Annotated in this window: 12 protein-coding genes; 10 read left to right on the top strand and 2 right to left on the bottom strand. The window is 46.7% G+C overall.

The window, feature by feature from the left end; genetic code table 11:
- The 6 genes from KNQ02_RS04800 to KNQ02_RS04775 all read left to right on the top strand — a co-directional run.
- A partial coding sequence (locus KNQ02_RS04800; protein ID WP_214771847.1) for a cold-shock protein occupies positions 1–86 on the top strand: 86 nt, incomplete at its 5' end.
- Between the two features lie 200 nt (positions 87–286).
- Positions 287–487, top strand: a complete 201-nt coding sequence (locus KNQ02_RS04795) for a cold-shock protein (RefSeq protein ID WP_029330387.1) — start codon at positions 287–289, stop codon at positions 485–487.
- 82 nt (positions 488–569) lie between these two features.
- The gene (locus KNQ02_RS04790) at positions 570–953 is read left to right on the top strand and encodes a nuclear transport factor 2 family protein (RefSeq protein ID WP_088837232.1); all 384 of its coding nucleotides are present in this window, start codon (positions 570–572) and stop codon (positions 951–953) included.
- Positions 954–1,311: 358 nt separating this feature from the next.
- The gene (gene serC / locus KNQ02_RS04785; RefSeq protein ID WP_214807384.1) at positions 1,312–2,373 is read left to right on the top strand and encodes a 3-phosphoserine/phosphohydroxythreonine transaminase; all 1,062 of its coding nucleotides are present in this window, start codon (positions 1,312–1,314) and stop codon (positions 2,371–2,373) included.
- Complete coding sequence (locus tag KNQ02_RS04780) at positions 2,374–3,531, top strand: phosphoglycerate dehydrogenase (protein ID WP_088837234.1); 1,158 nt, start codon at positions 2,374–2,376, stop codon at positions 3,529–3,531. It begins immediately after the preceding gene.
- Positions 3,532–3,543: 12 nt separating this feature from the next.
- The gene (locus tag KNQ02_RS04775) at positions 3,544–4,752 is read left to right on the top strand and encodes a DUF1015 domain-containing protein (RefSeq protein ID WP_214765061.1); all 1,209 of its coding nucleotides are present in this window, start codon (positions 3,544–3,546) and stop codon (positions 4,750–4,752) included.
- A gap of 43 nt (positions 4,753–4,795) precedes the next feature.
- Here the strand turns inward: KNQ02_RS04775 and KNQ02_RS04770 are convergent, their stop codons facing one another.
- On the bottom strand, positions 4,796–6,577 hold the full coding sequence (locus tag KNQ02_RS04770; RefSeq protein WP_214807413.1) for a glycoside hydrolase family 13 protein: 1,782 nt from the start codon (positions 6,575–6,577) through the stop codon (positions 4,796–4,798).
- 205 nt (positions 6,578–6,782) lie between these two features.
- Between KNQ02_RS04770 and KNQ02_RS04765 the strand changes: the two genes are divergently transcribed.
- The gene (locus tag KNQ02_RS04765; protein WP_029330405.1) at positions 6,783–7,496 is read left to right on the top strand and encodes a YebC/PmpR family DNA-binding transcriptional regulator; all 714 of its coding nucleotides are present in this window, start codon (positions 6,783–6,785) and stop codon (positions 7,494–7,496) included.
- A 241-nt stretch (positions 7,497–7,737) separates the two neighbouring features.
- Positions 7,738–8,031, top strand: a complete 294-nt coding sequence (locus tag KNQ02_RS04760; RefSeq protein ID WP_088837237.1) for a hypothetical protein — start codon at positions 7,738–7,740, stop codon at positions 8,029–8,031.
- Between the two features lie 54 nt (positions 8,032–8,085).
- On the opposite strand, the gene KNQ02_RS04755 is transcribed toward KNQ02_RS04760, so the two are convergent.
- Positions 8,086–8,358: a hypothetical protein gene (locus tag KNQ02_RS04755; protein ID WP_088837238.1), complete on the bottom strand. Its 273-nt coding sequence runs from the start codon at positions 8,356–8,358 to the stop codon at positions 8,086–8,088.
- Between the two features lie 340 nt (positions 8,359–8,698).
- On the opposite strand from KNQ02_RS04755, the gene KNQ02_RS04750 reads away from it, so the two are divergent.
- A complete protein-coding gene (locus KNQ02_RS04750) occupies positions 8,699–11,104 on the top strand; it encodes a Na+/H+ antiporter subunit A (protein ID WP_088837239.1) in 2,406 nt (801 codons plus the stop codon).
- The gene (locus KNQ02_RS04745) at positions 11,101–11,541 is read left to right on the top strand and encodes a Na(+)/H(+) antiporter subunit B (protein ID WP_200872396.1); all 441 of its coding nucleotides are present in this window, start codon (positions 11,101–11,103) and stop codon (positions 11,539–11,541) included. The genes KNQ02_RS04750 and KNQ02_RS04745 overlap by 4 nt, the downstream gene beginning before the upstream one ends.

Here is an 11,541-nt window from a genome sequence, read left to right as displayed (position 1 = left end):
AATCACTTGACGAAGGTCAAGAGGTTTCTTTCGAAGTTGAAGAAGGCCAACGCGGACCGCAAGCAACTAACGTTACTAAACTTTAATTTCCTTAGAGGATTTGCTGATGCAAATCCTCTTTTTTTATTTTTTTTGAAATTACCCTTTCTTTCTTCCGATGAGCATGGTATATTATTAAGTAATTATTGTTGTTCGGTGGAGATACAAAGTTTACGCTTTAACTCGATGAAATTGATCACGGTAGTAATAATCAGTGTGACTCAGTCGCACGCAGGAGGCAACACACATGGAACAAGGTACAGTAAAATGGTTTAACGCAGAAAAAGGTTTTGGCTTCATCGAACGTGAAAGCGGCGACGACGTTTTCGTTCACTTCTCAGCTATCCAAACTGATGGCTTCAAATCACTTGACGAAGGTCAAGAGGTTTCTTTCGAAGTTGAAGAAGGCCAACGCGGACCGCAAGCAACTAACGTTACTAAACTTTAATTTTTTTAAGACCTTGCTGATGCAAGGTCTTTTTTTAATTTCATTCATGATAAACTTCATACGTATAGAAAGGAGAATTTCCATGCAACTCTCAACACAAGAACAACTGCAACATGTCTTACAAGCAAGACACGACCATTTGATGGCTGGAAACCGAGAAGCGATGAACGAACTTTTAACTCCTAGTTTCTCGTTCATCGATGGACTTGGACGACAATTCGACGCAGAAACTTATTTAGACCACTATGTTGACGTTGATTTGATAAAATGGGTTTCTTCTATAGATGAATCGATGACTGTCGAGCTTTTTGAGACGACTGCCTTGGTACAAACATTGACAGAAGACCAGTTTCAATATGGGACGACGTCTTATGTAGGACGTTTTCGTATCGTTTCTCTTTATCAACTGACGGACACAGGCTGGAAGTGGCATTTTTCGCAAGCGACGTCGCTTGATCAAAATTAAATGACATGGATCCACTCCTCTCATTTACTGCGATGACGATCAACGGCCTTAACAAGGAATGGCTCTCTCACTTTTTCTCGGGTGAGACAAAAGCCCGTTTCCCTGCTCACTATGGACAGGGAAACGGGCCTATTTGTATCTGACGGTGCGAGCTCTTCCGTTTTATTCTGTAAAAGCCGCGTAAAACCGGAACCGTCCGTCACTGCAATTGGTTTTGGAGCAACTTTTGAGTCAGCCTCTTTATTTATTCGAATTCGGTACTTGAAATCTATCTGAAAGCAATTTGAAAATCCGTTTTCATTCCGTTACACTGAAGTTGCATGTATTTTCTGAAAATTAACGAGAAAGAAGGAATTGGATGACTGTTTTTAACTTTTCCGCAGGTCCAGCCGTTTTACCTGAACTTGTCTTACGTAAAGCACAATCGGAATTATTGAATTATCGAGGGTCCCATCAGTCTGTCCTCGAGCTCAGTCATCGCTCCGCCCTATTCGAAGCAATCTTAGACGATGCAACGTCGCTCGTCCGCGAACTGCTTGAAGTGCCGTCAGACTATGATGTCTTGTTCTTACAGGGTGGCGCAACGCTCCAATTCTCTATGTTGCCACTGAACCTTGCGACGACTCATCGTGTCGACTTCATCGATACGGGCGGCTGGTCGCAAAAGGCGATTGCCGATGCTGCTCCTTATGCATCGACACGCATCATCGCCTCTTCCCGAGACGATCACTATCGGTCGATTCCGGCCGGTCCTTTTACTTCGGATGCCGATTATCTACACGTGACATGGAACAACACGCTTGAAGGGACGACTTTTCAGGAAGCTCCACGTGTCAACGTCCCGCTCGTCGCTGATTTTTCTTCATCAATTTTATCAGAACCGATTGATGTCAGCGCGTTCGACGTCATCTATGCAGGCGCCCAAAAAAACCTCGGTGCTGCCGGTATGACACTTGTCATCATCAAAAAAAGTTTAGTCGAGCAGACTTCTGCTCTCGGTTCATACTTACGTTACGACGTTCATGCGAAACACCATTCACTCTACAATACACCACCTACGTATAGTATTTATTTAACGAAACTCGTTCTCGAATGGATAAAACAAGAGGGCGGATTACAGACAATCACGGCACGCAACCGTGCTCAAGCCGCCTCGCTTTATGATGCGCTCGACCACTCCGACCTGTTTTCGAATCAAGTCGCTCACGCAGATCGAAGTTTGATGAACATCCCGTTTTCGACAGGACAACAAGCCTTAGACGATGCCTTTATCGCATACGCCGAACGACACGGCTTAGTGAACCTACAAGGACATCGTTCTGTCGGCGGTATGCGGGCTAGCCTTTATAACGCGATGCCGACCACTGGTGTCGAAGCTTTACTATCCGTCTTACGTAAATTTGAACAGGGGGAACGTTAAATGTACCAAATCCAGTTGTGGAATGATTTGTCTGAAAAAGGACTGAGTCGCTTTACGGACGATTACCACGTCCATCGCCAAGTTGAGGCACCAGATGCTTTCCTCGTTCGCAGCAAGGACTTACACGGGATGCAGTTCGCCGACTCCTTGAAGGCGGTCGCCCGTGCTGGCGTCGGTGTCAATACGATCCCGCTCGACCAACTCGCAAATCGTGGGATCCCCGTCTTTTCGACGCCCGGTGCGAATGCGAATGCCGTTAAGGAACTCGTCATCGCCAGTCTTTTTTTAACAGCCCGAAAATTGATACCGAGTATCCTTTGGACGAATAATTTACGCGGACCAGACATCCCGGAACGGATCGAAGCCAACAAGCGGCAATTTGTCGGGACAGAGCTGTTAGGTAAACGAATCGGCATCGTTGGCCTCGGGGCAATCGGGGCAAATCTTGCTAATACGCTGCATGAGTTAGGGATGACCGTTTCCGGTTACGATCCGCATATGTCGATTGAATCCGCATGGCGGGTCTCAAATCAAATTCATCGGGTGACGAATCTTGAAGAACTTCTTGCGACGAGTGACTATGTCACGCTTCACCTTCCACTCGTCGATGCAACACATCACCTGCTCGATGAACGCTTGTTGTCGAAAGTCAAGCAAGGTGCGACGCTACTTAATTTTTCGCGTGGTGAGTTGATTGATGAAGCTGCACTCGCAACCGTCCTGAAATCTGGTCGCCTCGCGAACTATGTGACCGATTTCCCGAATGCCTTCATTTTATCATTACCGCGCGTCATCCCGTTGCCGCATATCGGGGCATCGACGGCTGAAGCGGAGGAAAATTGCGCCATCATGGCCGTCGATCAGCTAAAAACGTTTCTTGAGACCGGCAACATCCGTCATTCCGTCAACTTCCCGTCAGTCGAACTCGCCGATTCAGGTAAACGTCGCTTGACGATTGCCCATCAAAATATTCCGAACATGGTCGGTCAGATTGCTTCTGTCCTCGCGACGGAGCGTATTAACATCGCGAACATGATTAACGGTAGCAAAGGGCCGATTGCCTATACGATCATCGACATCGATAACCATCTTGACGAAACGATTTCCTTGACACAGCTCGATGCGATTCCCGGCATCTTAAAAACGCGACTACTTTAAAGGAGTGATCTCATGCCAACATTCGAACCTTTCCAGGCACTACGACCACAAAGCAAATATGCAGAAACGTTCTCTTCGCTACCTTATGATGTCTTCAACCGGGCTGAAGGACGGGTCGAGGTACGCCGTCGCCCTTTATCCTTCCTTCGGATCGACAAAGCTGAAGTGACGCTACCTGATCTAATCGATGAGCACGACATGCGTGTTTATCAACAAGCTGCCCTCCACTTCAAGGATGCACGCGATAGTCAAATCCTAAAGCTTGACGAAGACGAATGCTATTACCTCTATCGTCTCCGTGATGGCGAACATGTCCAAACAGGTTTTGTCGGTTGCGTGTCCGTAACTGATTACGACGACGGCTTCATCCGTAAACACGAATTTACGCGTCCTGATAAGGAGCGAGATCGCGTCCGTCAAATCGATGCGTTAGAGGCACATACCGGCCCCATCCTACTCGCCCATCAACCGGATGATGAACTCAATCGAATCGTTGCAGAACAGAGTACGAATGTCCCGCTCTATCAGTTCACCACCGAGGACGGGATTGAACATACAATCTTTAAAATTACAAATCGCTCTGACATGCTGACGATTGGGAGTCAGTTTGCTCGTCATGACGCACTGTACATCGCGGACGGACATCACCGGGCAGAAGCGGCATCAAAAGTTGCAAAATTACATCCGGACAACGAAGAGGCACAACTGTTCCTTGCTGTCTCCTTCTCAAGTGATCAATTAAAGATCATGGGGTATCATCGCGCTGTCGAAGATCTTTACGGACAATCGGTCGACGAATTACTCGAACGGATCAGTCAACGCTTCACCGTGACGGTTGGTCGTGCTGAGACGACGCAAAAACACCGGTTTGAGATGTATCTTAAGCAACAATGGTATACGCTCGATTACACGGCGCAACAGACGACTGTCAAAGACAATCTTGACGTCTCTATCCTTCAGCATGAACTTTTGACACCCTTTTTAGGGATTGAAGATCCTCGGACCGATGCACGGATTCAATTCGTCGGTGGCATCCGTGGGTATGCTGGACTAGAACAACTCGTTGATCACGGGACGATGGCAGTTGCCTTTCACTTACATCCGACCGACTTGACGGATTTGATGCAAGTCGCGGATGCAAATCAAGTCATGCCGCCAAAATCGACGTGGTTCGAACCAAAACTGCGTAGCGGTTTACTGATTCATCGCTTTTTCAGCTGACAATATAAAAGGATTGGCGCAAAAATTGCGCCAATCCTTTTTCTTATCCATTCTTTATTTGTAAGATCGTCCCATGGATTGGCCCTACGTTGATTTCACCAGCCCACTCTGTTCCGTCCAGTAAGTTGACTGCACGTCCTGAAAATTCGAACCGCGCTTCTTTCTCCCCATTGTTGATGAGGATGAGATAGTCCCCATGTGGTGAGGAGCGCCGGATAACGAACTGATTTTTTTCGTCATCGATTTGCTCAAAGACATACGATGCTTCATTCGCGAGCGCCGGATGGGCTTTTCGTAACGCAATCAATTCCGTTACGTAGCTAAGCAGTTCTGTGTCTTGTTTTTCTTGATCCCACTCCATACATTTCCGGTTTGCCGGATCCTGCCCACCGGTCATACCGATTTCATCACCATAATAGATGACAGGACTTCCCGTGAAGGTTAAGAGCGATAATAACAGCAGTCGCATCCGTTCCTTATCGCCACCCGCTCGTGTCAATGCACGTGGTGTGTCGTGAGAGCCAACTAAGTTAAACATCACCTCGTTGACGTTCATCGCGTTTCCGTTCAAGTTCCGGACGACGGCATCACTAAATTCAGAGGCTGTCGTTTCTCGCGTCGCAAAGAAGGTCAAGAACGCTTCCGTCAGTCCGTAGTTCATGACGGCATCAAATTGATCTCCAAACAACCACTCTTGCGAATCCGTCCAGCATTCTCCAACGATATAGGCTTCCGGATTTGCCATACGTACTTCTTTTCTGAAGTCACGCCAAAAGGCATGATCGACTTCACTCGCGACATCGAGCCGCCAGCCGTCAATTCCAAACTCTTCGACCCAGTATCGTCCGACTTTCAACAGATAGGATTTGACATCTGCATTCGCCGTGTTCAACTTCGGCATGTTGGCTTCAAAAGCAAATACTTCATAGTTCGGCGGGTCCATCTCGATCGGAAACGAATCAATCATGAACCAATCGGCATATTCTGAATCAGCCCCCCGCTTGATGACATCTTGGAACGTCGGGTGGTCGACACTGACATGATTAAAGACGGCGTCGAGTAATACGCGAATCCCGTTCGCATGTAACAATTCGACCATCTCACGAAACTTCTCTTCCGTCCCGAATGCAGGATCGAGTTTCAAGTAGTCAAGCGTGTCGTACTTATGATTGGAGGGTGCAGCGAAAACCGGACAGAAATAAATCCCGTTGATCCCCAAGTTTTTCAAATAACCGATGTTGTCAATCACACCTTGAAAATCGCCACCAAAGTGATTCTCGTAAGCCGGTGCTTCCGACGCCCACGGGACCGTTCCTTGTCGGTCGTTCGTAACGTCTCCATTCGCAAACCGATCAGGGAAAATTTGATACCAGACCGTCTCTTTGACCCATGCCGGTGCATCGAATACGTCGACTGCATTGATGTACGGAACGGCAAAATAATAACCGGGGTGGTCAAGCGGAATCTCGTCGTACCATCCCCGTTCCGTGTAGATTGCCGTTTCCTCAGCAGTCGACAACTCGAATCCATAACGGACACGTCTTCGACTCGGTTTTATGGCGACGAACCAATAGTCGTGCGTCGCGTCAGCACCTGTCCGAATCATCGGTGTTTGTTGCGTTTTCCAAAACTTTTCTTTATCCGGATCAAAGTTCCAGTCCCGATCTTCTTCTCGTTCTGCATCCCATTCGTATGGATCGCCATGAATCAGTCGGATACGGTCGACATCCCCTTTTGCTGTCGTCAACCTGATATGGACTGTTTCTTGATCGTACTTGTAGACATATGGCGACATCGCCCGGTGAAAAACTGCCTGCTTATTAATGATCCGTCACCCCTTCAGAATAGCTATAGATTTAATTCCTGTTCCCGACTTCGTACCTCTTATAAACGTTTTCCGCAAAAAGTCAGCTATTCCCTCACCATTTTGATTCAGTATTTCCCTGTTTTTGATGTATACTGATAACGCAGAGGAAGCCGTCTGGTTTCCAACTAAAATCGAAGTCATGTGAAAGAGAGAGTGGATTCTGATGGGTCGTAAATGGAATAACATTAAAGAAAAAAAGGCATCGAAAGACAAAAACACCAGCCGGATTTATGCGAAATTCGGTCGTGAAATTTATGTCGCTGCGAAACAAGGTGAACCGGATCCTGAATCAAACCAAGCACTTAAAGTTGTTCTCGAGCGTGCGAAGACGTATAACGTGCCACGGGCAATCGTCGATCGGGCGATTGAAAAAGCAAAAGGCGGCGCGGAAGAGAACTTCGATGTTCTCCGTTATGAAGGATTCGGACCAAGCGGCTCGATGGTCATCGTCGAGACATTAACGAACAACGTCAACCGGACGGCCTCAGACGTGCGGGCTGCCTTTGGGAAAAATGGAGGCAACATGGGTGTCAGTGGTTCCGTTGCCTATATGTTTGACGCGACTGCCATTTTTGCTTTTGAAGGAAAATCGGCGGATGATGTTCTTGAATTGATGATGGAAGCGGATATCGACGTCCGTGACATCCTAGAAGAAGAGGAAGCCGTTATCATCTACGCGGAACCCGATCAGTTCCACACGGTCCAGGAAACATTAAAAAATGCCGGTGTGACGGAATTTTCAGTTGCCGAGCTCGTTATGCTCGCTCAAAACGAAGTCGCTTTATCTGAAGAAGATGTGCAGCAATTCGAAAAAATGGTCGATGCACTCGAAGATTTAGAAGATGTGCAACAGGTCTATCATAACGTTGAACTTTAAACGATAAAAAAGCAGCCTTTTGGCTGCTTTTTCCTTTTTTAGCTGACGCTTGGTTTAACTATCCTTCCAATTACGCGCTACCTTATTTACAAAATACATATATGAAACGCGTTTCATGACAAGCAAAAAAAAGATTCTTTTTTTATGTTTAGTTCTTCAATTTAATGGGAAAATTATTAATCGGAACGGTTAATCTTTGGAATAGCCCGTTTGTTTTGTAAGAGAAGAAGGAGGAATAATCATGTCATATGCAGTCATTGAAACTTTTAAACACATCGTCAACGAGGCTACTCGCTTTAATCGGGTCGACTTTGGTGGTTACGATATTTATATGCAGACGAACGATGGTCGCCTAATTACTGCTCACATCCGTTTCGACGGTGGTGGTGAAGATCAAAACGAGGCGTATTTACTCCTCGAATCAAGCACCGGTCAACGCCGGATGACGACACTGACGTTACATCAGTTCGAACATCTTTCATCCTATACTGCCCATAGCGAACGAATTCAAGCCCTCGAAAGTACGAGTGCTTAAGTGGTTTTCTAATACATGTCAACAGCGCCTCCCATTACAGGACGCGCTGTTTTTTTACACTTCTTCGTTTTCTAGACGCTCACGTTCCGCATGTGTTTGCGGGAAACCATTCGCTTGCCACTCTGCTTTTTGGATAGAATCGAGTTGTGTTAAGCCAACTTCCGATTCATCTTGACCTTGATCGACACTCGGACGACGATCGAGCTCAGCTGAATCACTGATGCTTTGATTTTGTTTCGCGCATGAACGTTTATATTGCTTGATTCCGAAAACAGACACTGCGGCTAAGCTACCTACAAACAGACTGCGCTTTAATGTAGTATTCATGATTTGGTTCCCCCTGCTTTCCATAGTAAATGATCTTACTTGAATAATGTTCCCTCAATGATTGCAGATTAATCACTTTCTAACCAAGGCTAAAAATTTTTTTCAATCCTTTTCACCCGTGTTTCTACATATTTAATATTTCAATCTAAAAACACTGGTCTCCTTTGCTTCATGAGGGTTCTAGTCATGCAGAGACGGCAAATGTACGCTATACTTTTAACAGGTGCTCAATCATAAAATCGAATGAATATGGCTGAGAGGACAAGTCCCAAGCAGAACAAACGCTTGCGTACGAAGTCCTTCTTTCATTTACTCGGTTCATTTCAAAGGAGGGAATCTTGTGTCATTGCTTCATTTGGCCATCTTGTTGCCATTACTTGCTAGTATCTTCATCCCATTCTTGTACAAACAGTTTCGCTCCGTGCATACGGGATGGTTCGTCTTGCTCGTCCCTCTTTCGCTCGTTCTTTACTTTAGTCAATACATCAGTCAGACGATGGCTGGGGAGACTGTCACGCAATCGATGCAGTGGATCCCGTCACTCGGAATCAACTTCGTCGCTTACATCGATGGTCTCGGACTATTGTTCGCCCTGTTGATCACAGGAATCGGGACGCTCGTCGTTCTCTATTCCGTCTATTATCTTGATGCAAAAAAAGAGGCGCTGCATAATTTTTATGTCTACTTGCTTCTTTTCATGACGGCGATGCTCGGAATCGTCCTCTCTGACAACATGATCGTCATGTACATGTTTTGGGAGATGACTTCGATTTCTTCATTCCTGTTGATCGGGTATTGGTATGAACGGGAACGTTCCCGCTATGGTGCTCAAAAATCAATGTTGATCACCGTCTTTGGTGGACTTTCAATGCTCGGTGGAATCTCGATTCTTTCGTTACTATCCGGCTCCTTTAGTATCCGCGAGTCATTCAGTACACTCGGTACGTACAGTAATGATCCGATGTTTCTTGTGGCACTCGTCCTCTTTTTATTGGCAGCCTTTACGAAATCGGCTCAATTCCCGTTTCATATTTGGTTACCGGATGCGATGGAAGCGCCGACACCGGTCAGTGCTTACCTCCACTCGGCAACGATGGTCAAAGCCGGTCTTTATCTCGTCGCTCGGATGAGTCCGATCTTTGCCGAGACGCCACTTTGGTTCTATCTTGTCTCTGGCGTCGGAATGTTCACGCTATTCTGGGGATCTCTCAACGCTGTCAAACAAGTCGATTTAAAAGCAATATTAGCGTACTCGACGATTTCTCAACTCGGTCTCATCATGTCGCTCCTCGGTTTAGGAGCCGCCGCCTTGCAGGTCGAGGCATTGCCTGACAGTTTATATACGATCGCGACCGTCGCGGCCGTCTTCCACTTGATTAATCACGCAACCTTTAAAGGAAGCTTGTTCATGATGGCAGGAATCGTTGACCACGAAACCGGAACACGCGATTTACGTAAGCTCGGTGGTCTATCACAATTGATGCCGGTCACGTTTACAATTGCGATGATTGGAACATTGTCGATGGCAGGTGTCCCACCATTCAACGGTTTCCTAAGTAAAGAGATGTTCTTGACTGGAGTCAACGAAGTATCTGAATCCGGCTTATTCCACTTGGAAACGTTCGGCTTCTTATTCCCACTTTTCGCCGTCGTCGGAAGTATCTTTACGTTTGTTTATAGTTTACTGATCGTCTACCGGACGTTCCTTGGACCAAAACAGCACGATCAGTTACCAAAAAAACCACACGAAGCACCAATCGGGATGTTGATCTCACCTATCATTTTGGCTTCACTCGTCATCTTGATCGGTCTTTTCCCGAATATGTTGTCGGAAACGATCATCCGTCCGGCGGCCGAAGCGATCTTACCGCAGGTCCTAGCTGCTGGTGGTGAAATTGATGTCCACATTAAGCTTTGGCACGGATTGAATCTTGAACTTCTCTTCACCGTCATCATCATTACGGTCGGGTTCATCTTGTTCAAGACCTTCCCGAAATGGCAGTCACTCTATAACCGGATGCCGAAAAGTTTCTCGCTGAACCATCAATATGATGGCTTGTTACGCCGCGGTGAAAAAGTTTCGACGGCGATTCACGATGCGGTCATGACCGGATACATGCGGTCTTATCTCGTTTATATTTTCGGATTCATTGTCCTCCTTGTGTTATCGAGCCTGTTTTTCTTCGATGCCTTCGCCTTCGACGTCGATCCCTTAAGCTCGATTTCCGCTTACGAAATCATCTTAGTGCTCGTCCTCGTCAGCAGTGCGCTTTCGATCACGTTCGCTCGGTCGCGTTTGACATCAATCATTTTGCTCGGAGTCGCCGGTTATTCGGTCGCTTTGTTCTTCGTCTTGTTCCGGGCACCGGATCTCGCTTTGACGCAACTCGTCATCGAGACAGTTTCTGTCGCACTGTTCCTGCTAGTGTTCTATCACATGCCGGAAATCAGTCGTAAAGAAGAACGAATTAAATTTAAACTTGGAAATGCTGCGATTTCAGTATTGGTCGGTCTCAGCGTGACACTCGTTGCCTTGTCATCACTCAGCCAACGCTCGTTTGCCTCAATTGCTAAGTACTATATTGATAACGTGTATGAATTGGCGGCTGGCGGAAACATGGTCAACGTCATCCTCGTTGATTTCCGTGGTTTTGATACACTGTTCGAAATCAGCGTGCTTGCCATTGCTGGTCTTGGCATCTACGCGATGATTCACTTCAGAAAAACAGGAGGCATCGACAAATGAAAAAACCAATGAAAAAGAATACGAATGACGTCATTCTAGAGTCGGCGACGACGTTCATCACCTTCATTATTTTCTTGTTTGCCGTCTACTTGTTCTTCGCTGGACATTATACGCCAGGTGGCGGATTCATCGGTGGACTAGTCACTGCGTCTGCTCTCGTGTTGATTTTGCTTGCCTTCGACATCAAGACGCTTCGGCAAATCCTGCCGTTCGACTACAAGATGGTGACAGCCGTCGGGATGTTGATCGCTGTTTTGACGGCGTCCGGTGCCTTACTGTTTAATGTACCGTTCTTCACCCACGCCCATGGGTACTTTGATTTACCATTGTTCGGAAAAACGTCTTTGCATACGGCCATGTTATTTGACCTAGGTGTCTACTTCGTCGTCGTCGGCGTCACGATGACGATCATTCAAACGATTGGGGAGAGTGATTAA

Origin of the sequence: Exiguobacterium sp. s102, assembly GCF_018618635.1 — a bacterium.
In the GTDB taxonomy this organism is placed as follows: domain Bacteria; phylum Bacillota; class Bacilli; order Exiguobacteriales; family Exiguobacteriaceae; genus Exiguobacterium_A; species Exiguobacterium_A oxidotolerans.
The sequence above is the reverse complement of the archived record's forward strand: the minus strand, read 5'-3'. Positions and strand labels throughout refer to the sequence as shown.

What these genes read in the sequence shown, in the direction of transcription:
- KNQ02_RS04780 (WP_088837234.1), top strand. Translation starts at nt 2,374, where the DNA reads ATGTACCAAATCCAGTTGTGGAATGATTTGTCTGAAAAAGGACTGAGT.
- serC (WP_214807384.1), top strand. Translation starts at nt 1,312, where the DNA reads ATGACTGTTTTTAACTTTTCCGCAGGTCCAGCCGTTTTACCTGAACTT.
- KNQ02_RS04775 (WP_214765061.1), top strand. Translation starts at nt 3,544, where the DNA reads ATGCCAACATTCGAACCTTTCCAGGCACTACGACCACAAAGCAAATAT.
- KNQ02_RS04755 (WP_088837238.1), bottom strand. Translation starts at nt 8,358, where the DNA reads ATGAATACTACATTAAAGCGCAGTCTGTTTGTAGGTAGCTTAGCCGCA.
- KNQ02_RS04745 (WP_200872396.1), top strand. Translation starts at nt 11,101, where the DNA reads ATGAAAAAACCAATGAAAAAGAATACGAATGACGTCATTCTAGAGTCG.
- KNQ02_RS04795 (WP_029330387.1), top strand. Translation starts at nt 287, where the DNA reads ATGGAACAAGGTACAGTAAAATGGTTTAACGCAGAAAAAGGTTTTGGC.
- KNQ02_RS04790 (WP_088837232.1), top strand. Translation starts at nt 570, where the DNA reads ATGCAACTCTCAACACAAGAACAACTGCAACATGTCTTACAAGCAAGA.
- KNQ02_RS04760 (WP_088837237.1), top strand. Translation starts at nt 7,738, where the DNA reads ATGTCATATGCAGTCATTGAAACTTTTAAACACATCGTCAACGAGGCT.
- KNQ02_RS04765 (WP_029330405.1), top strand. Translation starts at nt 6,783, where the DNA reads ATGGGTCGTAAATGGAATAACATTAAAGAAAAAAAGGCATCGAAAGAC.